The following is a 24672-nucleotide window of genomic DNA, read 5'->3' as shown; positions in this document are numbered from 1 at the left end:
GTCAATCGCTGCCCCGGCCGAGATAGTCCGAAAATCCATCGAGCCGCGCCGCGCCCAGTGTCGCGAGACGCGCTTCCGCCTCCGCCAGCGCGGGAAGTTCGGCGAGGTAGAAATCCGCTGCCGCCGCGAGCCGCCGGCCGGTTTCGTCCTCTCCGGCAAAGCGGACCAGCCGCAACGCGATCCATCCGCCGACCGCAAGGCCGCACAGTTCGAGGAAGGCGGTCGCGCCAGCATCGGCTTCGCGCGCCGTATCGCGCCACCCTTCGACCGTCCGCGTGACATCTTCCAACGAATCGAGCACGCCGGCCACACTGCGCGAATGGGGATCATCGACCAGATCGCCACGCGCCGCCGACAGGAATCGATTGAGCCCCTCGCCACGATCCCGCCACAGCCGCCGATGGACCATGTCGATCGCCTGGATCCCGCTGGTCCCTTCGAAGACCGCGAAAACGCGCGCGTCGCGCAGGCGCCGCTCGACCGACCATTCGCGCGTGTACCCCGCACCGCCAAGCACCTGTAGCGCACCGCTCGCCACGTCGAACGCCAGCCGCGCCGAGATGTCCTTGGCGAGTGGCAGGAGGAATTGCGCCAGCGCCAGCCATCCGCCGCGATCGGCCTCGGGCGCCCGCTCGCCGAGATCCATTGTCACCGCCGCGACCAGCGCAATCCCGCGCGCCACTTCAACCCGCCCGGCCATGCGCAATAATTGCCGCTGGACGTCGGCATGCGCGACGATCGGTACCGGCGCGGCCGCCGGATCGCCGCCCTGGCGACGGTCCCGGGCATAACCGAGAGCGGTGGCGAGCGCAGCTTCCGCGACCCCGACGCCTTGCGGCGCGCAGGCGAGCCGCATCAACAACATCATGTGGAAAAGGGTCTGGAGTCCGCGGCCCGGCTGACCGATCGGTATGGCGTGCGCTTCCTCGAAGCCGAGCACGCAGGTCGGCGAGCCATGCAGGCCGAGCTTCTCCTCGATCCGTCGCAGCGCCACGCCATTGGGCGAGCCGTCGTCGAGGCGATCGGGGACGAGAAACAGGCTGAGCCCGCGCACGCCGGGCTCGTCCGAAGAGCGCGCGATCATGCAATGGCCAATGCGCGTGGTCAGGTCGTGATCGCCATAGCTGATCCAGCATTTCTCGCCGGTGACCCGCCACGATACATCGTCATGACGCGTTGCGCGGGTTCGCACGCGACCGACATCCGACCCCGCCTCGGGCTCGGAAATGCAGATCGTCGCGGCCCATTCACCCGATGCGAGCTTTGGCACCCACGCGGCGCAGGTCGCTTCATCGGCCGCACCGCTCAGCATCGCCGCGGCCGTGCGGTTCGGCGTCGCGAGCATCGTGAAGGCGCAGGACGCGCGGTTGAACAGTTCCTCACACGCCGTGGTCAGCACGAGCGGCAGGCCCTGCCCGCCCGATGCTTCCGGCAAGGCAAGCGTCAGCCAGCCATCGCCGGCAAAGCGTGTCCAGGCGTCGCGGTGCCCCGGCGCGCAGACGACGCGGCCGTCTTCGACCCGGGCACCGACGCGATCGAGCGTCGCGTCGAGCGGGTCGATCACCCCCTCGGCGAACCGCGCCGCCTGATCGATGATCGCGGCCCAGGTCTCGTGGTCTACGCCATCCGGAATCGCGTCCGTCAGCTGGTCGAGAAACGAGACGATCGACAGATGGCGGACAAGCGCCTCGACCTGACGCGAATAGGTCATCAATCCGCCCAGTAGAGCCGCATCGGATTGTCGACGAGTAGCTTGTGCTGAAGTTCCGCGGTCGGCGCGATCCGCGGGATCATGTCGACCAGCGCGCCGTCGTCGGGTATCGCATCCTGCATATTGGGGTGCGGCCAGTCGGTGCCCCACAGGACACGCGTCGGATAATCGGCGACGAGCGGGGCGACGGCGCGCGCGAAATCATCCCATGGCGCGCCGGCCGGATCGAGCCGATCGGGGCAGGTCGCCTTGAAATGAATGTCGTCGCGGCTGTCGAGCAATGCCCGGAACGCCCGCATGTCGGCGCCGTCGGGTCCCTGACGGACATCAGGGCGCCCCATATGGTCGATCACCAGCGGAACCGGGATCGCGTCGAGGAACGGGCGCAGTTCCGCCAGGATATCGGCCTCGAAATAGACGACGACGTGCCAGCCCGCCGGCAACCGCCCGGCAACTTCGAGAAACCTGTCCTTGGGCGCATCGTCGACGAGGCGCTTCAGGAAGTTGAAGCGAATGCCGCGAATGCCGCCCTCGTGAAGCGCGGCGAGGTCGGCATCGGAAATCGCCGGGTCGACCACCGCGACGCCCCGCGCGCGACCGCCCGAGCGCGCGATCGCGTCGAGCGTCGCGGCGTTGTCCGTGCCGTGGCAGCTCGCCTGGACGATGACGTTGCGGGCGAAGCCGAGCCGGTCGCGCAGGGCGAACAGCATGTCCGGCCCGGCGTCCTGCGGCAGATATTTGGCCTTGGCGCTGAACGGGAAAAGGTCGGCCGGGCCGAACACATGGCAATGCGCATCGACCGCGCCGGCCAGCGGCACGAAGCGCGGGCGCGAAGGCTCGAGGGTCCAACTGCGAATGCGCCCTGCGGCATCGGTGCTCATACGAAAACCTCTCCGTCCATCAGCTTGCGTGCGGTGCGCAGCAGCGCCGCCGTCTCGACCGCGCCATTCGCGTCGGTGGTGAGGACGCAGGTCATCTCGCCGGTCGGATGCTCGACCGACAGCGTCTTGCTGGTTCCTTCGGGCACCACCGCCACCTCGGCAGCGGGCGAGCCGGCGATCATGCAGGCGGTCGCGACGCTCACCGCACCGAGCACGCCGATCGTCGCGTGCGCGCGGTGCGGAATGAAGCTGCGCACGGTTACCGCGCCGCCGTGTTTCGGGGAGGCAACGAGCATCATCTTGGGCACCGACTTGTCGGTGACGTCGCCCAGATTCATCATCGGCCCGGCCTTCAGCCGGATCGCCTCGATCCGCGCCTTGAGCTCGGTCGCCGCGTCGAGCGTGTCGCGATCCTCATAGCCGGTCGCCCCGACATCGCTCGCCTTGAACACGACGCACGGCATGCCGTTGTCGATCAGCGTACAGCGCACGCCCTCGATCTCGTCGGCCGCATTGCCGGTCGGCAGCAGCGCGCCGCACGACGAGCCCGCCGTATCGCGGAATTCGAGCGGCACCGGCGCCGCCGTGCCGGGGACGCCGTCGATCCGCGCATCGCCCGCATAGGTCACCGTGCCGCCCGGCGTCGCGACCGTCGCGACGGCAATCTGGCCGGTATTTTCCATATAGATCGCGACCCGCGTCGTCTCGGCGTCCGCCGCGACCAGCCCGCGTTCGATCGCGAACGGCCCGACTCCCGCGAGCATGTTGCCGCAATTCTGACTGTCGGAGACGATCGCCTGATCGACGAAGACCTGCAGGAAGAGGTAATCGACATCGACGCCGTCGCGCGCCGAGCGAGACACGACCGCGACCTTGGAGGTGAGCGGATCGGCACCGCCCATACCGTCGATCTGGCTCGGGTCTGGCGATCCCATCACCCGCAACAGCGCCGCGTCGCGCGTCGCGACATCGGCGGGCAGATCGTCGGCGAGGAAGAAGGCGCCCTTCGACGTGCCGCCGCGCATCCACATGCACCGGATGCCGTCACTCATAGCGCAGCCCCAGCGCCTCCAGCTTGCCGCGCATGTCATAAATGTCGAGCCCGAGTTCGCCTGCGGCGAGCCGGACACGCTTCGACTCTTCCGCCGCTTCGCGCGCCTGCGTCTTGGCGAGCACCGCATCCGCATCGGCGCGCCGCACGACACAGACGCCATCGTCGTCGGCGACGATCACGTCGCCTGCCTCAATCTGCGCGCTCGCACAGACGATCGGTACGTTGACCGAGCCGAGCGTCGCCTTGATCGTGCCCTGCGCGAATACCGCCTTCGACCAGACCGGGAAGCCCATGCGGGTGAGGTCACGCACGTCGCGCACGCCCGCATCGATCACCAGGCCGCGACAGCCGCGCGCCATCGCGGAGGTGGCGAGAAGGTCTCCGAAATAGCCATCCTCGCACGGGCTGGTCGGGGCAAGGACGAGGATATCGCCCTCGTGCAGTTGCTCGATCGCGACATGGAGCATCCAGTTGTCGCCCGGCGGCGCCGAAATGGTGACGGCCGAACCAGCGATACGTGCGCCGGCATAGATCGGCCGCATATGGCTGGCGAGCAGCCCGATCCGGCCTTGCGCCTCATGAACGGTGGCGACGCCGGCGGCAGCAAGGCCGTCGATCGTCTCCGCCGAAGCGCGTTGGATGTTGCGGACGACGCGTCCTGCCATGGCTGCTCTCCTTCTGTTTCTCGCGGCTAGCCCCGCGCGCGACGGGCCGCCCAATCCATATTGCGCGCGACACATAAGTTTTTGCTATGTCTATCCCATGTCCACTCCCCTTCCCTTCGATCTCAACCTGCGCCATCTGCGGTCGCTTTCGGCGGTCGTCGAGCATGGCACGTTGAGTGCCGCCGCAACGCGGGTCGGGTTGTCGCAGCCCGCGCTGACGCAAGGGTTGTCCAAACTGGAGCGTCAACTCGACCGCGTCCTGTTCGACCGCCGCCCTGACGGGCTGGCGCCGACCGAGGCAGGGCTGGTGATGGCGAGCCGTGCCGCCGCCGCTTTCGCCTATCTGGGATCGGCCAGTCGCGCGCGAACCGCCGGGCGTGGTTTTTCGCGCCCCGAACAATTGATGACCGCCACCCAGCTCGAAGCGTTCCTGCACGTCGCCAATGCCGGCAGCTTCGTCGGCGCAGCCGCCGAAAGCAGCCTGTCGCAGCCCGCGCTGCACCGGGCGGTGCGCGATCTCGAACAGGTGACGGGGGTGCCACTGGTCGAACGGCGCGGTCGCGGCGTCGCACTGACGGCGCACGGCCAGCGGATGGCACGCGGTGTGCGGCTCGCGGAGCGCGAAATCGCCGCAGGAATCGCTGAACTCTCCGCCGATCCCGCCGGTACGGGCCGGATCGCGATCGGCGCGATGCCGCTGTCGCGCGCGCTGATCCTGCCGCGCGCGCTCGCCGCGTTCACGCGGGCGGCGCCGGGCGTGGCGGTGGATGTCATTGAAGGATCGTGGCGAGAATTGATCGACCCGTTGCGCGACGGCCTGCTCGACATGACGATCGGTGCGTTGCGCGACACGCCGCCACCGGGGGTGGTCCAACGCGCCTTGTTTGCCGATCGCCTCGCGGTGGTCGCCCGCGCCGGCCACCCGCTTGCCGGCATCGCAGCACCGACGCGCGATGACCTTGCCGGTTTTCCCTGGATCGTCGGCTCCCGCGAGACTCCGCTCGCCGCGCATTGGCACCGCCTGTTTGCGGGTGGCACCCTGCCGGCAGCGCCGATCGCCTGTGGATCGGTGATGGTGATCCGCGGATTGCTGCAGGACAGCGACTTGCTGACGTTGCTTTCCCCCGATCAGGTCGCGCTGGAAATCGATGCCGGCCTGCTGACCACGATCGGCCCGCCGCTGGCCGCCAGCCTGCGCACGATCGGCCTGACGACGCGTGCCGACTGGCGGCCGACGACCGCGCAGCGCCGGCTCGTCGAATTGATCGAAGCGGCATCCGCCGAGGTCGCAATTCGGGAAAACGAATAGCCGCCAACGCATTCCGATTGGCATCGCCGCACCCTCGCCCGGTAGCGCCGCGAGCATGGAGAGCGGCATCACCTTCATCGGGTTCGGCGAGGCGGGCATGGCATTCGCCGATGGCGGGCCGGTGCGCAGCGTGCGCGGCTACGACCGCAAGCTCGATGACCCGGCAATGCGCGCGGCCAAGCTTGCCGACTTCGCCGCATGCGGCGCCAACGCCTGCGACACTGCCGAGGCGGCGCTCGATGGCGCGGGGGTCGTGCTGTCGCTCGTCACCGCCGACCAGGCGCTCGCCGCCGCCAGCACCGACGCGCCCTTCCTCGCGCCCGACGCGCTGTGGCTCGACATGAATTCCGTCGCCCCCGACACCAAGCGCGCCGCTGCTGCGCTGGTCGCGCCGCACGCGCGTTATGTCGATGTCGCGGTGATGGCGCCCGTCCATCCCGCCCGGCGCGACGTCCCGCTGCTCGTATCCGGCCCGCATGCCGAGGCAGGTGCGAAAGCACTGGGCAGTCTTGGCTTTAGCAATCTGCGCATTGTCCCCGGCGATATCGGCGCGGCCTCGTCGATCAAGATGATCCGTTCGGTGATGGTCAAGGGGATCGAGGCGCTGTCGGCCGAATGCGTCCTCGCGGCCGAAGCCGCCGGCGTGCGCGAGGCGGTGATCGCCTCGCTCGATGCGAGCTGGCCCGGCGCCGACTGGGCGCGTCGCTTCGACTATAATCTCGACCGCATGATGGTCCACGGCCTACGCCGCGCCGCCGAGATGGAGGAGGTCGTCAAGACGCTCGACGCGCTCGGCACCGGCGCCGCCATGACGCGCGGCACGGTCGCCCGGCAACGCGACATCGGAGAACGCCACCTCGCGCCCGCTGCCGGTCTCGACGGCAAGCTCGCCGCCTTGGGGAACAGCCCGCAACCGTCCGCCGCTGCGAGGGAGCAAGCCGCATGATCATCGATTGCCACGGCCATTACACGACCGCACCGGCGGCGCATAACGACTGGCGCGAGGCGCAGAAGGCCGCGTTCAAGGCTGGAGCCGCAGCGCCCCTTTACCCCACGATCTCCGACGACGAGATCCGCGAGACGCTGGAAGCGAACCAGCTGCGCCTGCTGCGCGAACGCGGCGCGGACATGACGATCTTCAGCCCGCGCGCCTCGGCGATGGCGCCGCATGTCGGCGACGAGGGCGTTGCCACGGCATGGGCGCGCGCCAACAACGACCTGATCCGGCGCTGCGTCGATCTCTATCCGGACATCTTTGCCGGCGTGTGCATGCTGCCGCAAAACCCCAAGGCCGACATGGCGGGCTCGATTGCCGAGCTGCGCCGCTGTGTCGAGGAACTCGGTTTCATCGGCTGCAACCTCAACCCCGATCCGGGCGGCGGGCACTTCACCGCCCCGCCCCTCACCGATCAATTCTGGTATCCCTTTTACGAGGCGATGGTCGAACTCGACGTGCCGGCGATGATCCACGTCTCGGGATCGTGCAATCCCGGGCTCCATGCGACCGGCGCCTATTACATCGCCGCCGACACGATCGCCTTCATGCAGCTGATCGAGGGCGATCTGTTCGCCGACTTCCCGACCCTGCGCTTCATCATCCCACATGGCGGCGGCGCGGTGCCCTATCATTGGGGTCGCTATCGCGGCCTGGCCGACATGCTCAAAAAGCCGGCGCTCGACGGTCATGTGATGAACAACGTGTATTTCGATACCTGCGTCTATCACCAGCCCGGTATCGACCTGCTCACCGACGTGATCGACACCAAGAACATCCTGTTCGGCAGCGAGATGGTCGGTGCGGTGCGCGGCATCGACCCGACCACGGGGCAATATTTCGACGACACCAAGCGTTATGTCGACGCGCTGCCGATCAGCGACGAACAACGCCACGCGATATACGAAGGCAATGCGCGTCGGGTCTTTCCCCGCCTCGATGCCAAGTTGAAGGAGAGAGGCAAGTGACCGGCCCCCGCGACATCCACCAATATCTCGCCGAGTTCGAGGACATTCCCGGCACCCGCGTCTTCACCGCCAAGCGCGCGCGCCAGGGCTATCATCTCAACCAGTGCGCGATGAGCCTGATGAAGGACGAGAATCGCCAGCGCTTCCGCGCCGACGAAAGCGCCTATCTCGACGAGTGGAAACTGACGCCCGAGCAGAAGGATGCGCTGCTGAAGCGCGACTATAACCGGCTGCTCGATCTCGGCGGCAACGTCTATTTCCTCGCCAAGGTCTTCTCCACCGATGGGCAGAGTTTCGCGCAGGCGGTGTCGACGATGACCGACATGAATTTCGCAGACTACACCAAGATGATGGTCGCGGGCGGACGTTCGCCCGAGGGCCAGCGCTCGATCAAAGAGGGCCGATAGACATGGCACGCATCACCGCCGGCGTGGCTTCGAGCCACGTCCCGCTGCTCGGGGTCGCCGCAGACACGGGCAAGGACGCAGACGACTATTTCCGTCCGATCTTCGCCGGGTACGACTGGACCCGCGAATGGGAAAAGACCGAAAAGCCGGACGTCGTGATCCTGGTCTATAACGACCATGCCTCGGCGTTCGACATGAAGATCATCCCGACCTTCGCGATCGGGTGCGCCGAGTCCTACAAGCCGGCCGACGAAGGCTGGGGGCCGCGCCAGGTACCCGATGTCGAGGGGCATCCCGACCTCGCCTGGCACATCGCGCAGAGCCTGATCCTCGACGAATTCGACATGACGATCATCAACGAGATGGACGTCGACCACGGCCTCACCGTGCCGCTGACGATGATGTACGGCGCGCCCGACGCCTGGCCGACAAAGGTCATCCCGCTGGCGGTCAATGTCGTTACCTATCCGCCGCCCTCGGGCAATCGCTGCTGGGCGCTCGGTGAGGCGATCGCGCGCGCCGTGGCGAGCTTCGAGGAAGATCTGAACGTCCAGGTGTGGGGCACCGGCGGCATGAGCCACCAGCTTCAGGGGCCGCGCGCCGGCCTGATCAATCGCGAATGGGACAATATGTTCCTCGACGGGCTGATCGGCGAGGACGACCATCTGCGGCGTATCCCGCACATCGAATATCTGCGCGAGACCGGCTCCGAGGGCATCGAGATGGTCATGTGGCTGATCATGCGCGGCGCGATGGGCAAGCGTACCCGCGCGCTGCATCGCCACTATCATGTGCCGTGCAGCAACACCGCGATCGGTCATCTCGTGCTCCGCCCCGACAATGGCGAGGGATATGACATGACCGGCAGCGATGCCGATCAGGCCATCGCGGCCGAATAGCGGCACCTGCCGTCAACCTAACCCGGCCCCGCCGCGAGGCGGGGCACCTTCACAGACAGGACTTCCGATCATGACCCTGCGTATCGCGCTGGCAGGGGCCGGCGCTTTCGGCGAGAAGCATCTCGACGGACTGAAGAAGATCGATGGCGTCACGGTGACCAGTCTGGTCGGCCGCCGGCTTGAGCCGACCCAGGCGGTCGCCGCGAAATATGGCATCGGACACGCCTGCACCGACCTTGCCGACAGCCTGGCGCGCGACGATGTCGATGCGGTCATTCTGTGCACGCCGACGCAAATGCACGCCGCGCAGGCGCTGCAATGCCTCGAAGCGGGCAAGCACGTCCAGGTCGAGATTCCACTGGCCGACAGCCTCGCCGAGGCCGAGGCGGTGCTGGCGAAGCAGCAGGAGACGGGCCTCGTCGCGATGGTCGGGCACACGCGGCGCTTCAACCCGAGCCACCAATATCTGCACCGCAAGTTCGCCAGCGGCGAGGCGAACGTCCAGCAGATGGACGTCCAGACCTATTTCTTCCGGCGCAAGAACATGAACGCCAAAGGCGAAGCGCGGAGCTGGACCGACCATCTACTCTGGCATCACGCGGCGCACACTGTCGACCTGTTCGCCTATCAGGCCGGACCGATCGTTGCGGCGAACGCGTTGCAGGGACCGATCCATCCGGAACTCGGCATCGCGATGGACATGTCGATCCAGCTCAAGGCCGAGAGCGGCGCGATCTGCACGCTGAGCCTGTCGTTCAACAATGACGGGCCGCTCGGCACCTTCTTCCGCTACATCTGCGACAACGGCACCTGGATCGCCCGCTATGACGATCTGGTCACGGGCAAGGAAGAGCCGATGGACCTGACCGGCGTCGCGGTTTCGAACAACGGCATCGAGTTGCAGGACCGCGAATTCGTCGCGGCGATCCTCGAGGGGCGCGAGCCCAACAGCTCGGTCGCGCAGGTGCTGCCCTGTTACCGCGTGCTCGACCAGCTCGAGAAGCAGCTCAACGCATGAAGACGCAGGTCGCGATTATCGGTGGCGGACCCGCCGGGCTGCTGCTCGGCCATTTGTTGCGGGCGGCGGGGATCGATTGCCTGATCGTCGAACGCCAGTCCCGCGCGCATGTCGAAGGTCGCATCCGCGCCGGCGTCCTCGAAACCGTCACAACCGACCTGCTCCGCCAATTGGGCATAGACGCCAGGCTCGACAGCGAGGGGCTCGTCGAGGCGGGGTTCAATCTTGCCACCGACGACCAGGTCATCCGCATCGATATCGCCAGGCTGACCGGGCAGCATGTCACCGTCTATGGCCAGACCGAGCTGACGCGGGACTTGATCGACGCGGCGCCGGGTCGTGGTCTCGATATCGTCTTCGAGGCAAGCGATGTGGCGATCCATGATATCGATGGCGACGCCCCGTTCGTGACCTGGACCAAGGACGGCGTGGCACAGCGGGCGGATTGCGCATACGTCGCCGGCTGCGATGGCTTCCACGGTCCCTCGCGCCGTGCGATCGGACCGGGTGCGGAATTCGAGCGCGTCTATCCGTTCGGCTGGCTCGGCATTTTGTCAGATGTCCCGCCCTGCCATGACGAACTGATCTACGCCAACACAAGCGACGGTTTTGCGCTGGCGTCGATGCGATCCAAAACGCGCAGCCGCTATTATATCCAGGTCCCGGTCGACACGCCGCTGGCGGACTGGCCCGAAGAACGCCTGTGGGACGAACTCGCGCGTCGCTTCGCGCCGCTCGCCGCACGCCCTGTGGTGCGCGGCCCGGCGCTCGAGATATCGATCGCGCCGCTGCGCTCCTATGTGTTCGAGACGATGCGGCGCGGGCGCCTGTTCCTCGCCGGGGATTCGGCGCACATCGTGCCGCCGACCGGCGCCAAGGGCCTGAACCTCGCCGCGTCCGACGTCGCCTATCTCGCCGAGGCGCTGATCGCGGCGACCACGCGCGGCGATGCGTCGGGGCTCGACGGTTACCAGGCGCGGGCGCTCGCCCGGATCTGGAAGGCGGAGCGCTTCAGCTGGTACCTGACCAAACTGATGCACCGCTTCCCCGAGGACGGCAGCTTCGAGCACCGTATGCAGGTCGCCGAAATCGACTATGTCGCCAATTCGGTAGCGATGCAGACCGCCATTGCGGAGAATTATGTCGGCCTGCCGCTCTGAGCGCGCGCTCAGGTCTTTCTATTTCGCGCCCTCGAACCGCAATGTGACCCCGGCCAAAGCGAGCGCCGCCACCAGCGAGCCCAGCGCCAGCGCGATCGCGACGCCGGCGAGCGGCAGTCCGGCGGCGAACAGGTAACCCGCGAGGATCGGCGAGAGTGCGGCGCCCCCGCGTCCGACGCCGATCACGAAGCCGGTACCCGTCGCGCGCACATGCGTGGGGAAAGCCCGCGCGAAGATCGTGTAGAGGCCAACCAACGCGCTGTTGGTGAACAGCCCCGACGCACAGGCAAGCGCAGCGAGCCCACCCAGCGAACGGACGCCGGCGGCACCGAACAGCGCGACCATGATCGACGACATCGCAAGCACGGCCACCGTCATCGGCTTGAGCGCAAAGCGCTGCGCGAGCAGGCCGAAGATCGCGCCGCCCACCGCTCCGCCCACATTCGCCCAGACCAGCACGGTCGCCGCCTGCGACGCCGGATAGCCGATGTCGACGACGATCTTGGGCACCCATTTGAGGATGAAGTAGAAGCTGACGACGTGCGCGAAATAGGCCAGCGTCACGAGCAGCGTCGTGCCGCGCAGCCCCGGCCGCAGGATATCGACGATTGACCCGCGATCTTCCTCCGCCGTCGGTGTCGGCAGCGCAACGACCGGACCATGCCCCATCCGCGCCAGCGTGCGGTTGACCCGGTCCAACGCCCCTGCCGGGCGTCGGGCAATCAGGAACTGCACCGGCTCGGGCACAAAGAACCAGACTAGCGGTATGAAGCCGGCGGTGATCAGCGCACCGAATTCGAACACCAGCCGCCAGTCTCCGCCTTTCAGCAGGACCGACGAAATGGCGCCGCCGATCACGGCACCGATCGGGTAGCCGATGACCATCAGCGCCAGCGCGACGTTGCGGCGGCGCACGCTCGCAAACTCTGCCGCCGCCGCGTTGATCGCCGCCAGCATCCCGCCGATTCCGAGCCCGGTGAGCACCCGCCAGATCGACAGCACGAAGATGCTGCGCGCCGTCGTCACCATGAACATGCCGGATACCATCACGACGAGGCAACCGAGAATCGTCCGCCGCCGCCCGATGCGGTCGGCAACGCCGCCCAGCAAGATCGAGCCCAGCGCCATGCCGATCAGTTCCATCGACAGCACGACACCGAGCGCGGCGCGATCGATGCCCCATTCGGCGGCGATGCCGGGCGCGGCGAAGCTGATCGACAGCACGTCGAAGCCGTCGAGCGCGTTGAGCCCGACCGTGATGGCGATGGCGGCGATCTGCAGCCGGCTCATTGGCGACTCATCGACAATGGTACGCGGATCGCGGTTCATGGCGGCATCCTGATCAGGCAGTGACATCAACGCGATCCCTGCCCGGCGAGAACGGCGCCAAAGCGCGGGTGGGCGAAATGCATCGGCACGTCCTGCCGATGTGGCCAGGTCTGACGGATCTGCGCGGCGGGCAGGATGACGTCCGGCCCGGTCGGATCCTCGGGATAAAGCACCGCTGCCGGCTGGAGGTGCGCCTTTGTATGGGCGAGGCCGGTTTCATAATCCCCCTGCCACTGCATCATATAATCGAGCCGCTTGATCTTCCACACGCCGTCCTCACGGACATAGTCGTTTTCATAGATACCGGCTTCCCAGAATTGCTGCGGCATGAAATCGGGCTTCTGTTCGATGACGCTGTCATGCCAGCCGCCCAGCAACATGCCGCGGAACCGCCCTTTGGCCGTCTGCCGGTCGGGCGCGATGGTGATGATGTCCTGCATCTGGAAGTGGTCGAGCACCAGTCCGTCGACCGGCCCCGGGCGCCCCTGGGTGAACCGCCCCGCGATCCAGTCGCCATAGAGCCGTTTGACGCCGGCATGGCCGTGATATTCGCCCGACAGAAACACGACGACGCCATCGCCCGCGAACAGCTGCGCCACGTCCTCGGGCCGGTTGAAATCGATGTAATAGCCATAGGCCCAGTGAAGCCGGCGGATAGCGTTGAGATCTTCAAGCTCGCCGACCCGCTGCTCCAGCGCATCAAAACGCTCCTCAAGCGTCGAAACCGCTTTTGGCATCATCCCTACTCCTGATATATTTGTATGCGAGACTAACAAATAAATGGCTCATGGCGAGAGGGAAAATCATGACCTGGCAAGGCAAGGTGGCATTCGTCACCGGCGGGGTTTCGGGAATCGGTTTCGGAATCGCGCGCGTGTTCGGACAGGCGGGGATGCGTCTGGCACTATCCTATCGCGACGAGAACCACCGCGACGCAGCGGCATGCTGGTTTGCCGATTCCGGCCATGAAGCGCCGCTCTTTCTGAAGCTCGACGTGACCGATCGCAAACGCTTCGCCGAGGTCGCCGAGGAGATCGACGCGCATTTCGGGCGGCTCGATATCCTCGTCAACAATGCCGGTGTGAGCGTGTTCGGGCCGACCGACGAAGCCAGCCACGCCGATTACGACTGGATCATGGGCGTGAATTTCGGCGGGGTTGCCAATGGGCTTGTCGCGCTGTTGCCGAACATCAAGCGCAGCGGCCGTGGCGGCCATGTCGTCAACGTCGCCTCGATGGCGGCGTATCTCTCGGGGCCACAGGCGGGCATCTACACGGCGAGCAAATTCGCCGTTCGCGGGCTGACCGAATCGCTGCGCTTCAATCTCGCGCCGCACGGCATCGGCTGTTCGCTGATGTGCCCCGGCCTGACCCGCACCAATGCCTGGGACAGCGCGCTGAAACGCCCCGAATACTATGCGAGTTCGGGCTTCGCGGCGGTCGACCGCGAAGAGTTGGAGACATTCGGCACCGCCTTTCTGGCGGGGATGGACCCGCTCGAGGTCGGCGAGAAGACCCTTGCCGGCATGACGCGCAACGATGCCGTGATCTTCACCCACCCCGAATTTGCTGAGGATTTCCGCGATATCTACGAAGCGAGCATCGCCGCGCTGCCCGACGAGCCTGTGCCGGAAGGGCGACGCGAGATCGAACGATTACGGCGCGCGGCCGCGCGTGCCGCGGCGTCGGGCCAGGCAATCGGCCTCGCCGACCTTGCCTAGAACCAATAAGCGATCGCGCGCATCTCGATCGAGGCGCGCGGCGGCACATCTGCCGGGCAATCCGGATCGTCGAAGGCGACGTGCGGTACCGAATGGGCGCGCGCGGGGTCGCTATCATTGGTCTTGAACATGATCACCTCGTCGCGCCCCAGATCGCGAAACCAGTGCCAGCGATGGGCCCGCGAATGCGCAACGACCAGCCCCTCGAACGACCAGACATCCTCGCCATCGCGATCGAAAACGGCGTCCGCGGGTAGCAGGTCGCCCTTGCTCACACTGCGCGCGTCGCACAGGGCAAGCGGCACGTCCTGCGGCGCGGCGGAGAGCGCGCGCCAGATATTGTAATGCGCCACGCGGCGAGCGGGCTGGCGCGAGTCGGGGTGCGACCGGGCGGAGAACTGCGTCGCCGTCGCATCCGAGATGTCGACATGCGCAAAGCGCGCGGGTCGGGAGTTGTCGAGCGCCCCCGACAGGGACGATCGTTCGGCGAATCGCAACACACCGGCGCCCGTAACCACCACCGCGTCGGCACCCGTGACGTCACGAACCAGTGACGCGATCTCGTCGGGATGGATTTTTGCGACGTCGGCCGCGTCGGCGAAATCTGCAACCGCGCTGCGGTGCGGCACCAAAGCGAACCCCTCCGCATCGAGCGACGTCGCCAAGGCACGCGACTCGGTGATCGTCATCGGTGTTGGCGACAGAATGACGGTATCCCGACTGGAATCATTGGCGAAATAGCGCATCCGGGGCTGATCTCGCGCCACATAATTGATCACCGCCTCCATCGCACGCCATCCTCTTCTCGATCCTGCTAAGCAATGCTGCGCAGCATTTCCGCAACAAGCAATCGGGGATCCGCCAAGGCAGGAAGTGCTTATGGTGGTAGTTTCGCTACTTCTTGTCCGCCACCTTTTCGTATGTCTTACTGACTTCGAGGCGGCACTGGCCGGCTCGCTAAAAGCCACGATCCATCAAAGGACGGGCTTACCAGATTCATGGGGGAGGAGCTTTGATGCACCATATTGTCCATACCCGTAGGTTCACGCGCTTGCTCGCGTCCGCCTCGATGTCGAGCCTGTTGCTCGCCACGCCAGCGCTTGCGCAGACGCAATCGACGCCGCCGACCGCACCGCCGGCCGATCAGGCCGCCGCCAGCGATCAGACGACGACCCAGGACATCATCGTGACCGCGCAGTTCCGGCAGGAGCGGCTGCAGGACACGCCGATCTCGATCACCGCAGTCAATGCCGCCCAGCTCGAGGCGAGGAACCAGACCGATCTCGCCCAGGTCGCCGACACAGCACCGAACGTGTCGCTCAAGCCGCAAGGCGCCTCGTTCGGCCCGTCGATCGTCGCCTCGATCCGCGGCGTTGGCCAGAACGACTTCAACCCGGCCTATGAGCCCGGCGTCGGCATCTACATCGACGATGTCTATTATCCGCAATTGACCGGGGCGGTTTTCGACCTGCTCGACCTCGACCGCGTCGAAATCTTGCGCGGTCCGCAGGGCACGCTCGCCGGGCGGAACTCGGAAGGCGGCTCGATCAAGATGTATTCGAAGAAGCCGACCGGCGAGAATGGCGGCTTCGTCGAGGCGAGCTACGGTTCGCGCCACATGATCGGCGTACGGGCCGCCGCCGACTTCAAGCTCACCAACAATCTGTTCGGCCGCGTCTCGGGCGTGTTCAAGCAGCAGGACGGCTTCGTCGATCGTCTCGACTATGGCTGCGCCAATCCGGGCAGCGGCGTCGCCTCGACCCGGTCGCCCGGGGACTGCCGGATCAGCCGCCTGGGAGGCGTCGGCTATCAGGCGATCCGCGGCATGCTCCGCTGGCAGCCGACCGACGCGCTTGAGGTCAACCTCATCGGCGATTACACGCATGACGAGCACACGATCGCCGGCGAGGTGCTGCTCGCAACCTCGACACTCAACACGTCCAATGTGAACGCTGCCCCGGGCGTTCCCTATGACAACCGCTTCATCTGCGGCGCCTATTGCAACTACATTACCACGGGCCAGCCCGCCGGCACCTGGGTGACCCCGATCCCGGGAGATCCGTTCCACGCGACGGGCACCCCGCTCGCCGCGACCTCCGGCACCGATCGCAGCCTGTACAATGGGTGGGGCGTATCGGGGCAGATCAACTACCAACTCAACGAAGCGATCGCGATCACGTCGATCACCGGCTATCGGGCGTTCGATACGCGGTTCGATTCCGACGACGATCTTTCGCCGGCAAGTAACGGCTTCGGCGAGAATCACCTGACCAACTGGAGCTTCAGCGAGGAGCTCCGCGCCAATGTGAAGCTTGCCTCGACGCTCAATTTCACGCTCGGCGGCTATTATTTCAAACAGAAGTCGGTCTACGATTCGATCCAGGACATCCGTTATGTCCCGGTCTATCCGCTTCAGTTCCGGCAGCCCGACCCGACGGCTGCCGATGCCAAGGCGGTATTCGCCCACCTGTCCTGGGAACCAATCACCGGCATGACGTTGAGCGGCGGCATCCGCTATACAGATGAATCGAAGCAACAGACTTACTACCGTCTGAACTACAACGGAACGGTCAACGCATTTCTCGATCCCGTCGGCGCTGCCTACGGCATCGGCTATTCGGGTCCCGATCCTTTGGATGCAGATCACAACCCAGCGACTACTACGGTCACCGCATTGTCCGGACTGACGGCGCGATACAAGGCCAAGCGCTTCGACTATCGCGCGGCAATCGACTATCGTTTCTCGCCCGAACTGCTGGTCTACGCCTCCTTCTCGACGGGCTTCAAGGGTGGCGGCAGCAACCCGCGGCCATTCAACACCAAGCAGGTCATCCCGTTCGCGCCGGAGCAACTGAACGCTTATGAGGTCGGTTTCAAGGCGGATCTGTTCGACCGCAAGCTGCGCTTCAACATGTCCGGATTCATCAACAAATACAAGGATATCCAGATCCCGGTCAGCACGTGCCCGGATGCGCCGTGCGCCGCGCGCCTGAACGCCGGCGCCGGAACCATCAAGGGGTTCGAGGCCGAACTGACGGCGTTCCCGGTTCCCGGTCTCTCGATCGATGCGTCGCTCAGCTACCTAACCTTCGCCTATGACCCGAACTCGCTGAACCCGGCCGCGACCTATCCCACCAATACCGGCGGCATTCTGCCGAACGATCCCACGACCGTCCCGCCGTGGAAGGCGACGTTCGGTGCGCAGTACAAGATCGACCTGGGTAATGCGGGGAGTCTGACGCCGCGCTTCGACGTCAACTATCAGGACAAGCAATATACCGGCCCGACCGTCATCAGCGGGACCCGCTTCCTGAACTTCATCCCGTCCTACACGCTGGCGAACGCGCGGCTGACATGGACCAATGCCGACCAGAATCTCGACGTCTCCTTCGCGGCGAGCAACCTCTTCAACAAATATTACCTGCTGACGATCTTCGATCTGCGCGGCGCCGGCGCGGGCTTCCGCAAGGGTCGGCCGGGCACGCCGCAGGAGTTCTCGATCTCGATCAAGAAGAAGTTCTGACCACCCACTATCCAGGCGATCGGACGGGGCGGCCCTTATCGGCCGCCCCCCTTTTGCCCCGGTAACTCAGGCGCCCACCGGCCGCGTTGCCGGCAGACCAAAGGCGATACCCCCGAATGACCGCCGAAACCGATCGCGTTACGCTCTATCATTGGGAGCCCAACGCCAATTCGGGCAAACCAATGCTTACGCTGTTCGAGAAGGGCGTCGCCTTCGATAGCCACTATCTCGACCTGCTCAACTTCGACCAGCACAAGCCCGACTATCTGGCGATCAACCCACTGGGGACGATCCCCGCCATGACGCATGGCGACCGCGTGCTGACCGAATCCACCGCGATCATGGAATATGTCGATGAGGCCTTTGCCGGCCCGCGACTGATGCCGGACGATCCGGTCGATCGCTGGCGGGTGCGCTGGTGGATGAAATTCATGGACCAGTGGCTCGCGCCGAGCTTTTCGATGATCGGCTGGAGCGTGTTCGTCGGGCCGTCGGTACGACAACGCGATCCGGCAGAACTCGACGCCGCGATCGAACGGATCCCCATGGCAGAACGGCGCGTCGCCTGGCGCAAGGCGATCAGCGGTGCCTTCTCGCCCGAGGAGATGGCTGAATCGCAGCGTCGTGTCGCGCTCGGCATCGGCTTGCTCGAAGAAGCGCTCGGCAAGCGCGAATGGCTCGCCTCGCCCAGCTACAGTCTTGCCGACATCAATGGTTTCAACCTTGGCTATGCGCTGCCGCTGTCGCAGCCGCATCTCTCGAACGACGAGCTCACGCCCAACATCATGCGCTGGCTGCGCGCTATCTATGCCCGTCCGGCCACGCGGGCGTGCTGGGCGATGGGCCGCACCGACATGGCGAAACGCGTGAAGATCCTGGAAAGCGAGCCGGCATGACCACGATCCTTTTCCACGGCGAGCCAAATGGCCCGTCGCTCACCGTGCTCGCCGCCGCGTTCGAAAAGCAGGTCGACCTGACGCTCGCGCGGATCGATCTTGCCGCCGGCGAGCGCCATGGCGGCACCGTGCCGCGCGCCATGGAGGTCGATCAGTCGATCGAGGGCGAAGGCCCTGTGCTCGTCGTTGACGGCACGCCAATGGCCGATAGCGTGTTCATCGCCTGCTACCTCGACGATATCGGCACAGGCGCGCCGCTACGGCCCGCCGATCCCTATGCCCGGTGGCAGACGATGGCGTGGTGCCGCTATGTCATCGAGCGCATCGCACCGGCCGCCGCCTATCTCGGGCTGAGCCACGCCCCGCCACGGGCCGTCCCGGCGGGCATCGCCAGCATCGACCTGGCGGATCGCTGGCGCGATGCGGTCGAAGGACGTTTCGACCCGGGCAAGCTCGACGACAGCCGCAGCAAGATCGCGCAAGGTATCGACAAGGTCGAGGCGCAGCTGGCCGACGGCCGTGCGTGGCTGATGGATGATTTCAGCGTCGCCGATCTCGAAAGCTACGCCTGGCTGGCCGGGATGCCGCGGCTGGCCCCCGAAGCGTTCGTCTCGCGTCCGCGGACGGCGGCATGGCTCGACCGGGTGAAGGCCAGACCTTCGGTCACGCGCGCCTTGTCCCTTGCAACTGCGCCCGCGCCTGAAACTGTCTGGGCGCCGGGCCCTGAAATCAATCGCTGGGGCTGAGATGCGCTCGATCGACTATTTCGACCGGGGGCACGATCTCGACCCCGACCGTACCGCGCTTATCGACGTGGCCAACGGCGAACGTCTGACGTTCGCCGAGGTCAAGTCGCTGACCGAGCGGGTCGCCGCCGCGATGTATGCCGCAGGTTTCACCAACCAGCAGCCGGTCGCGCTCTACGGCCCCAACAGCGCCGCGATCATGGTCGCGCTGCTGGCGATCTGGCGCGCCAACGGCCAGTGGGTGCCGGTCAACACCCGCAACGCGATCGACGCGAACGCGGCGTACCTTTCCTATGTGCGTTGCGGCTGGATGTTCTATCATTCGAGCATGGCCGGGGACGTGGCGGTGTTGCGCCAACGCAGCCCGACATTGGCCCACTTTGTCTGCCTCGACCAACCGATGGGCGATGACCCCTCGCTCGACCAATTCATCGCCGCTGCGCCTGCCACGCCGCTGCCTGATTTCTCCGATCCCTTCGGCGCGCCTGATGGGGTCGTCGGCCTGTTTCCGACCGGCGGAACGACCGGACCGTCGAAAGGCGTGGTCGTGACCAACCTTGGCTGGGGAACAATGCTCGAGACGCTGGGCGCGGCGGTTGGTGGCGATGTCGGGAACCCGGTCTCGCTCGTCGTCGCGCCGGTCACCCATGCCGCCGGGCCGGTCGCACTTGGCACGATGGCGCTCGGCGCGACGCAGGTCATCCTCCCCGGCTTCGACGCGGACAAGGTGCTGCAGGCGATCGCGGAGCATCGCGTGACTCACATGTATCTGCCGCCAACCGCGCTTTACGGGTTGCTCGGATCCACCGAACTCGGTCGGCAGGACGTTTCATCATTGCGCTATTTCATCCTCGTCGGCTCGCCTGTGTCGCCCGAAAAGCTGCGCCAGGCCGTCACGGTCTTCGGTCCGTGCATGTGCCAGGCCTATGGCCAGGTCGAATCCCCGATGATCACGACATGGCTCCCGCCCGAAGTCGTCGCAGCCGCGGCGCGCGGCGAGCATCCCGAACGGTTGGCAAGTTGCGGCCGCGCAACGCGATCGGTGCAAATCGGCATCATGGACGATGGGGGCAATTTGCTGCCCGATGGCGAACGCGGCGAGATCGTCGTACGTGGCGTGCTGGTGTCGAAGGAATATTTCGAGATGCCCGAGGCGACGGCCGAAGCGCGTCTGTTCGGCTGGCACCATACCGGCGACGTCGCTTACCGTGACGCGGATGGCTTCTACTATATCGTCGATCGCAAGAAGGACATGGTCGTGACGGGCGGTTTCAACGTCTTCACCGCCGAGGTCGAAGCCGCGATCACGGAGTTGCCGCACGTGCGCGAATGCGCGGTAATCGGCATTCCGCACGACAAATGGGGCGAGGCGGTCCACGCGATCGTCGTCGCGGACGCGATCGAGGCGGAGGCCATCATCACCCATGCCAAGGCGCGACTGGGTGGCGTGAAGGCACCTAAAACCGTCACCTTTGTCGATGCTATCCCCCGAACACCGACGGGCAAGATGGACAAGAAGGCATTGCGCGCTGATTATTGGCGCGGTGACCGGCTGGTGAACTGAACAGGTACGGGACGAGAGGATGTTGAGGATGATGCGAACGACGGGGCGACCTGGCGCTGCACTGATGGCGAGCAGCGTGTTCGCTTTGGCTCTGGCTGCCTGTCATGCCACCGACCCGTCCGGCCCCGCTGCCGCGACATTGGCGAAGAGCGGCGTGACCGACACCGCGATCGCCGCACCAGAAAGCAGCGAGTGGCTGAGCTACGGTCGCGATTATAGCGAACAGCGCTTCTCGCCACTGACCCAGATCAGCAGCGACAGCGTTGGCCAACTTGGCCTTGCGTGGTCGGCAGACCTCGAAACCGCGCGCGGGCAGGAAGCCACGCCGCTGATGCACAATGGCACGCTCTACGTTTCGACCGCGTGGAGCATGGTCAAGGCCTATGACGCCGCCACCGGCAAGGCAAAATGGTCCTACGACCCCAAGGTGCCGCGCGACACGCTGGCACGTGCATGCTGCGATGCGGTCAACCGCGGCGTCGCGCTCTATGGCGACAAACTCTATGTCGGCACGCTCGACGGCAGACTGGTTGCGCTGGATCAGGCGACCGGGCGGGTCGTGTGGGAGAAGGTCGTTGTCCCCAATCAAACCGACTATTCGATCACCGGCGCGCCGCGCATCGTCAAGGGGCGGGTGCTGATCGGTAGCGGCGGGGCGGAATACAAGGCGCGTGGTTATCTTGCGGCGTTCGACGCCGAAACCGGCGCCGAGGCGTGGCGCTTCCACACCGTACCCGGCAACCCGGCCGATGGCTTCGAGAACAAGGCGATGGAGGCCGCGGCCAAGACCTGGACCGGGGAATGGTGGAAGCTGGGCGGCGGCGGCACCGTGTGGGATTCGATCACCTACGATCCCCAGCTCAACCTCGTTTTCTTCGGCACCGGCAATGCCGAGCCATGGAACCCGGCACCGACCGGGCGGACCGGCGACAGTCTCTATACCTCGTCGATCGTTGCCGTGAATGCCGACACCGGCGCCTATGTCTGGCATTTCCAGGAGACGCCGGAGGATCGCTGGGACTTCGACAGCGACGCCCAGATCACCGTCGCCGACCTGGCCATCAACGGCCAGCAACGCCGCGTGTTGCTCCACGCTCCCAAGAACGGCGTGTTCTACGTGATTGACGCGAAGAGCGGACAATTCATCTCCGCCAACCCGTTCGTCCCGGTCAACTGGGCGTCAGCGTTCGACTCCAAGACCGGTCGTCCCACGATCAACCCCGCAGCGCGCTACGAGAAGGCGGCGACACCGTTCATCGGCCTGCCCGGCGCCGGCGGAGCGCATAGCTGGCAACCGATGAGCTTCAACCCGAAGACCGGCCTGGTCTATCTTCCCGCCAACATTGCCGGCTTCCCTTATGCGGCAGCGAAGGACTGGAAGCCGTCGGATATCGGCTTCCAGACCGCGATCGATGGAGCGGCCACCGCGATGCCCGCGAATGCCGATGTGCAAGCCGGAGCGATGAAGGTGACGACGGGCGCGCTGATCGCCTGGGATCCGGTCGCCGGAAAAGTCCGCTGGACGGTGCCGCAGGTCGGCCCGTGGAATGGCGGCACGCTGACCACCGCCGGCAATCTCGTCTTCCAGGGCAATGCGGAGGGGCAGTTCGTCGCCTATAGCGCCGACAAGGGCAGCAGGCTGTGGTCCTTCCCCGCCCAGACCGGGATCATCGCAGCGCCGATGACCTATGCCATTGGCGGCCAGCAATATGTCGCGGTCCTCGCCGGCTGGGGCGGTGTCTGGGACATCGCCACCGGCGTGCTTGCGCGCAAATCGGGCGCGACGCGCAACATCAGTCGGCTGCTGGTCTTCAAGCTCGGCGCCAAGGGCGCCCTGCCCCCGGCCCAACCGATGACCAAGCTCGTGCTCGATCCGCCCGCGTTCCGGGGAACGCCCCAGCAAGTCGCGCGCGGCGGGCAACTCTACGGCCGCTACTGTAATGTGTGCCACGGCGATGCCGCGGTGGCCGGCGGGCTCAACCCCGATCTCCGGCATTCCGGCGCGCTCAATGCGGCGGAAGCGATCCGCTCGGTGGTCATCGACGGGGCCCTGCACGAGAACGGCATGGTCTCGTTCAAGTCGGCGTTGACCGCCGCCGATGCCGAGGCGATCAGGCAATATCTCATCAGCCGGGCCAACGAGGACAAGGCGCTCGAACTGCGCACCAAGCCCGCGGCCCGCTAAGCGACGTCAGGAAATCAGGAAAATGCCGATCGACCTCTCCAAGATCGCCGCGATCGACGTCCATGTCCATGCCGAGGTGTCGTGCCACGACCCCGAGGACCCGGTCATGGCGAAGTTTTTCGACGCGGCCTCGACCTATTTCAAGGCCGACCGCAAGCGCCCGACGATGCCCGAGACAATCGCTTATTATCGCGAACGCAACATCGCCTTCTGCCTGTTCACGGTCGACGCCGAATGCGGCATGGGCACCAAGCGGATCAGCAATTACGAAGTCGCTGAGATCGCTGCGCAGAATGACGATATCGTCATCCCCTTCGCCTCGATCGATCCGCACAAGGGCAAGCTCGGCGCGCGCGAGGCGCGCGATCTGGTCGAGAATTACGGGGTCAGGGGCTTCAAGTTCCATGGCATCGCGCAGGATGCGCACCCAGCAGACCGCATGGCCTATCCGATCTATGAGGTGATCGCCGAACACAAGCTGCCGGCGATCTTCCACACCGGCCATTCGGGCATGGGAACCGGTATGCCCGGCGGCGGTGGCCTGCGGCTCAAATATGGCCAGCCGATCCTGATCGACGATGTCGCGGTCGATTTCCCCGACATGAAGTTCATCCTGGCGCATCCGAGCTGGCCGTGGACCGACGAGAGCCTGTCGATGGCGCTGCACAAGGACAATGTCTTCATCGACCTGTCGGGATGGTCGCCGAAATATTTTCCGAAGCAGGTGATCCAGTACGCCAACACCCAGCTTAAGCATAAGATGATGTTCGGCTCCGACTGGCCACTGATCCGCCCCGAGAAGTGGATCGACGCCGCCAAGGAAGCGGGTTTCCGCGACGAGGTGCTACCGCTGATCATGAAGGACAACGCGGTGCGCGTGCTGGGTCTCGGATGACCGGCCTCGCCGGTCGCCATATCGTCGTGACCGGCGCATCGTCGGGGATCGGCCGGGCGACCGCCCTCCTGCTCGCCGCGCGCGGCGCCAAGGTATCGCTGATCGCACGCCGCGCCGACGCGATCGAGGCGGTACGCAATGTCGCCGGCGGCGAGACCTTTGCTGCACCCGCCGACGTGTCCGACCGTGCAGCATTACTTGCAGCATTCGCCGCCGCCGAAGCGGCATTTGGTCCCATCGATGGCTTGTTCGCCAACGCGGGCACGGGCGGCGCCTTCGCGCCGTTCAGCGACTATGACGACGCCGTCTTCGAAGCCGTGCTGCGGACCAACCTCCTTGCGCCCTTCTGGGCGATGAAGCACGTCCTGCCCGGCATGATGGCGCGGCGGCGCGGCGCGATCCTCGTGACCGGCAGCCTCGCCAGCGAGCGGGGCATGGCGCACAATCCGGGCTATGTCGCCTCCAAGCATGGCGTGCTCGGCCTGGTGCGCGCGGCGGCGATCGAGGCCGCGCCGCACGGTGTCCGCGCCAATTGCATCGTGCCCGGCTTCATCGAAACCGAGATGCTCGCCAACCTCGGCGAAGGCGCGCTCGCCGCGATGAACGCGCGCACCCCGCAGGGCCGCACCGGCCGGCCGGAGGAGGTGGCAGAGGTCGCCGCCTTCCTGCTGTCCGACGCTGCCAGCCACGTCACCGGCCAGTCATGGGCGGTCGATGGCGGCATCCTCAACACGCTCACCGTCTAGGA

Annotated in this window: 22 protein-coding genes; 15 read left to right on the top strand and 7 right to left on the bottom strand. The window is 65.9% G+C overall.

Annotated features, from left to right (window positions below):
- Position 1: 1 nt before the first annotated feature.
- The 4 genes from U1839_RS11995 to ligK are packed head-to-tail and all read right to left on the bottom strand — an operon-like array spanning position 2 to position 4311.
- Complete coding sequence (locus U1839_RS11995) at positions 2-1711, bottom strand: acyl-CoA dehydrogenase family protein (RefSeq protein ID WP_332803855.1); 1710 nt, start codon at positions 1709-1711, stop codon at positions 2-4.
- Positions 1711-2592: an amidohydrolase family protein gene (locus tag U1839_RS11990; protein WP_332803854.1), complete on the bottom strand. Its 882-nt coding sequence runs from the start codon at positions 2590-2592 to the stop codon at positions 1711-1713. Before U1839_RS11990 ends, U1839_RS11995 begins: the two co-directional genes overlap by 1 nt.
- Positions 2589-3644: a 4-oxalomesaconate tautomerase gene (locus U1839_RS11985; RefSeq protein WP_332803853.1), complete on the bottom strand. Its 1056-nt coding sequence runs from the start codon at positions 3642-3644 to the stop codon at positions 2589-2591. Before U1839_RS11985 ends, U1839_RS11990 begins: the two co-directional genes overlap by 4 nt.
- A complete protein-coding gene (gene ligK, locus U1839_RS11980; RefSeq protein WP_332803852.1) occupies positions 3637-4311 on the bottom strand; it encodes a 4-carboxy-4-hydroxy-2-oxoadipate aldolase/oxaloacetate decarboxylase in 675 nt (224 codons plus the stop codon). The genes U1839_RS11985 and ligK overlap by 8 nt, the downstream gene beginning before the upstream one ends.
- A gap of 97 nt (positions 4312-4408) precedes the next feature.
- Between ligK and U1839_RS11975 the strand changes: the two genes are divergently transcribed.
- The 7 genes from U1839_RS11975 to pobA all read left to right on the top strand — a co-directional run bounded on the left by U1839_RS11975 (position 4409) and on the right by pobA (position 11066).
- Complete coding sequence (locus tag U1839_RS11975) at positions 4409-5620, top strand: LysR family transcriptional regulator (protein ID WP_332803851.1); 1212 nt, start codon at positions 4409-4411, stop codon at positions 5618-5620.
- 55 nt (positions 5621-5675) lie between these two features.
- Positions 5676-6566 (top strand): NAD(P)-dependent oxidoreductase, encoded by an 891-nt coding sequence (locus U1839_RS11970; protein ID WP_332803850.1) that lies wholly within the window; start codon positions 5676-5678, stop codon positions 6564-6566.
- Positions 6563-7582, top strand: a complete 1020-nt coding sequence (locus tag U1839_RS11965) for an amidohydrolase family protein (protein WP_332803849.1) — start codon at positions 6563-6565, stop codon at positions 7580-7582. Before U1839_RS11970 ends, U1839_RS11965 begins: the two co-directional genes overlap by 4 nt.
- Positions 7579-7989 (top strand): protocatechuate 4,5-dioxygenase subunit alpha, encoded by a 411-nt coding sequence (gene ligA / locus U1839_RS11960; RefSeq protein ID WP_281125238.1) that lies wholly within the window; start codon positions 7579-7581, stop codon positions 7987-7989. Before U1839_RS11965 ends, ligA begins: the two co-directional genes overlap by 4 nt.
- Positions 7990-7991: 2 nt before the next feature.
- Positions 7992-8888: a class III extradiol dioxygenase subunit beta gene (locus U1839_RS11955; protein WP_332803848.1), complete on the top strand. Its 897-nt coding sequence runs from the start codon at positions 7992-7994 to the stop codon at positions 8886-8888.
- A gap of 76 nt (positions 8889-8964) precedes the next feature.
- On the top strand, positions 8965-9906 hold the full coding sequence (locus tag U1839_RS11950; protein WP_332803875.1) for a Gfo/Idh/MocA family oxidoreductase: 942 nt from the start codon (positions 8965-8967) through the stop codon (positions 9904-9906).
- On the top strand, positions 9903-11066 hold the full coding sequence (gene pobA, locus U1839_RS11945) for a 4-hydroxybenzoate 3-monooxygenase (RefSeq protein WP_332803847.1): 1164 nt from the start codon (positions 9903-9905) through the stop codon (positions 11064-11066). Before U1839_RS11950 ends, pobA begins: the two co-directional genes overlap by 4 nt.
- A gap of 18 nt (positions 11067-11084) precedes the next feature.
- Here pobA and U1839_RS11940 read toward each other — a convergent pair whose 3' ends face one another.
- Positions 11085-12422, bottom strand: a complete 1338-nt coding sequence (locus tag U1839_RS11940) for an MFS transporter (RefSeq protein ID WP_332803846.1) — start codon at positions 12420-12422, stop codon at positions 11085-11087.
- Positions 12422-13132, bottom strand: a complete 711-nt coding sequence (locus tag U1839_RS11935) for a nuclear transport factor 2 family protein (protein ID WP_332803845.1) — start codon at positions 13130-13132, stop codon at positions 12422-12424. Before U1839_RS11935 ends, U1839_RS11940 begins: the two co-directional genes overlap by 1 nt.
- Before the next feature lie 68 nt (positions 13133-13200).
- On the opposite strand from U1839_RS11935, the gene U1839_RS11930 reads away from it, so the two are divergent.
- Complete coding sequence (locus U1839_RS11930) at positions 13201-14115, top strand: SDR family NAD(P)-dependent oxidoreductase (RefSeq protein WP_332803844.1); 915 nt, start codon at positions 13201-13203, stop codon at positions 14113-14115.
- Here U1839_RS11930 and U1839_RS11925 read toward each other — a convergent pair.
- A complete protein-coding gene (locus U1839_RS11925) occupies positions 14112-14903 on the bottom strand; it encodes a CmcJ/NvfI family oxidoreductase (protein WP_332803843.1) in 792 nt (263 codons plus the stop codon). The two genes, U1839_RS11930 and U1839_RS11925, sit on opposite strands and share 4 nt — an antisense overlap.
- A 227-nt stretch (positions 14904-15130) precedes the next feature.
- On the opposite strand from U1839_RS11925, the gene U1839_RS11920 reads away from it, so the two are divergent.
- The 7 genes from U1839_RS11920 (at position 15131) to U1839_RS11890 (ending at position 24670) form a co-directional block, all read left to right on the top strand.
- Entirely contained in the window at positions 15131-17638 is a 2508-nt protein-coding gene (locus tag U1839_RS11920; protein WP_332803842.1) for a TonB-dependent receptor, read from the top strand.
- 116 nt (positions 17639-17754) lie between these two features.
- Positions 17755-18534, top strand: coding sequence for a glutathione S-transferase family protein (locus U1839_RS11915; protein WP_332803841.1), 780 nt, complete (start codon positions 17755-17757; stop codon positions 18532-18534).
- Positions 18531-19280, top strand: a complete 750-nt coding sequence (locus U1839_RS11910) for a glutathione S-transferase family protein (protein WP_332803840.1) — start codon at positions 18531-18533, stop codon at positions 19278-19280. The genes U1839_RS11915 and U1839_RS11910 overlap by 4 nt, the downstream gene beginning before the upstream one ends.
- A gap of 1 nt (position 19281) precedes the next feature.
- The gene (locus U1839_RS11905; RefSeq protein WP_332803839.1) at positions 19282-20844 is read left to right on the top strand and encodes a class I adenylate-forming enzyme family protein; all 1563 of its coding nucleotides are present in this window, start codon (positions 19282-19284) and stop codon (positions 20842-20844) included.
- A gap of 28 nt (positions 20845-20872) precedes the next feature.
- Positions 20873-23029 (top strand): PQQ-dependent dehydrogenase, methanol/ethanol family, encoded by a 2157-nt coding sequence (locus U1839_RS11900; RefSeq protein ID WP_332803838.1) that lies wholly within the window; start codon positions 20873-20875, stop codon positions 23027-23029.
- Between the two features lie 22 nt (positions 23030-23051).
- Positions 23052-23924, top strand: a complete 873-nt coding sequence (locus U1839_RS11895) for an amidohydrolase family protein (protein ID WP_332803837.1) — start codon at positions 23052-23054, stop codon at positions 23922-23924.
- Positions 23921-24670, top strand: a complete 750-nt coding sequence (locus tag U1839_RS11890; RefSeq protein WP_332803836.1) for an SDR family NAD(P)-dependent oxidoreductase — start codon at positions 23921-23923, stop codon at positions 24668-24670. The genes U1839_RS11895 and U1839_RS11890 overlap by 4 nt, the downstream gene beginning before the upstream one ends.
- The last annotated feature ends 2 nt before the right edge of the window (positions 24671-24672 follow it).

This window comes from Parasphingomonas halimpatiens (genome assembly GCF_036663795.1).
Taxonomy (GTDB): domain Bacteria; phylum Pseudomonadota; class Alphaproteobacteria; order Sphingomonadales; family Sphingomonadaceae; genus Sphingomonas.
This window is presented reverse-complemented; position numbering and strand designations above follow the sequence as displayed.

Bases quoted from the DNA above. Each gene is read 5' to 3' on its own strand.
- U1839_RS11995 (WP_332803855.1), bottom strand. From the start codon at position 1,711: ATGACCTATTCGCGTCAGGTCGAGGCGCTTGTCCGCCATCTGTCGATC.
- U1839_RS11990 (WP_332803854.1), bottom strand. From the start codon at position 2,592: ATGAGCACCGATGCCGCAGGGCGCATTCGCAGTTGGACCCTCGAGCCT.
- U1839_RS11985 (WP_332803853.1), bottom strand. From the start codon at position 3,644: ATGAGTGACGGCATCCGGTGCATGTGGATGCGCGGCGGCACGTCGAAG.
- ligK (WP_332803852.1), bottom strand. From the start codon at position 4,311: ATGGCAGGACGCGTCGTCCGCAACATCCAACGCGCTTCGGCGGAGACG.
- U1839_RS11975 (WP_332803851.1), top strand. From the start codon at position 4,409: ATGTCCACTCCCCTTCCCTTCGATCTCAACCTGCGCCATCTGCGGTCG.
- U1839_RS11970 (WP_332803850.1), top strand. From the start codon at position 5,676: ATGGAGAGCGGCATCACCTTCATCGGGTTCGGCGAGGCGGGCATGGCA.
- U1839_RS11965 (WP_332803849.1), top strand. From the start codon at position 6,563: ATGATCATCGATTGCCACGGCCATTACACGACCGCACCGGCGGCGCAT.
- U1839_RS11955 (WP_332803848.1), top strand. From the start codon at position 7,992: ATGGCACGCATCACCGCCGGCGTGGCTTCGAGCCACGTCCCGCTGCTC.
- pobA (WP_332803847.1), top strand. From the start codon at position 9,903: ATGAAGACGCAGGTCGCGATTATCGGTGGCGGACCCGCCGGGCTGCTG.
- U1839_RS11940 (WP_332803846.1), bottom strand. From the start codon at position 12,422: ATGTCACTGCCTGATCAGGATGCCGCCATGAACCGCGATCCGCGTACC.
- U1839_RS11935 (WP_332803845.1), bottom strand. From the start codon at position 13,132: ATGCCAAAAGCGGTTTCGACGCTTGAGGAGCGTTTTGATGCGCTGGAG.
- U1839_RS11930 (WP_332803844.1), top strand. From the start codon at position 13,201: ATGACCTGGCAAGGCAAGGTGGCATTCGTCACCGGCGGGGTTTCGGGA.
- U1839_RS11925 (WP_332803843.1), bottom strand. From the start codon at position 14,903: ATGGAGGCGGTGATCAATTATGTGGCGCGAGATCAGCCCCGGATGCGC.
- U1839_RS11920 (WP_332803842.1), top strand. From the start codon at position 15,131: ATGCACCATATTGTCCATACCCGTAGGTTCACGCGCTTGCTCGCGTCC.
- U1839_RS11915 (WP_332803841.1), top strand. From the start codon at position 17,755: ATGACCGCCGAAACCGATCGCGTTACGCTCTATCATTGGGAGCCCAAC.
- U1839_RS11910 (WP_332803840.1), top strand. From the start codon at position 18,531: ATGACCACGATCCTTTTCCACGGCGAGCCAAATGGCCCGTCGCTCACC.
- U1839_RS11905 (WP_332803839.1), top strand. From the start codon at position 19,282: ATGCGCTCGATCGACTATTTCGACCGGGGGCACGATCTCGACCCCGAC.
- U1839_RS11900 (WP_332803838.1), top strand. From the start codon at position 20,873: ATGATGCGAACGACGGGGCGACCTGGCGCTGCACTGATGGCGAGCAGC.
- U1839_RS11895 (WP_332803837.1), top strand. From the start codon at position 23,052: ATGCCGATCGACCTCTCCAAGATCGCCGCGATCGACGTCCATGTCCAT.
- U1839_RS11890 (WP_332803836.1), top strand. From the start codon at position 23,921: ATGACCGGCCTCGCCGGTCGCCATATCGTCGTGACCGGCGCATCGTCG.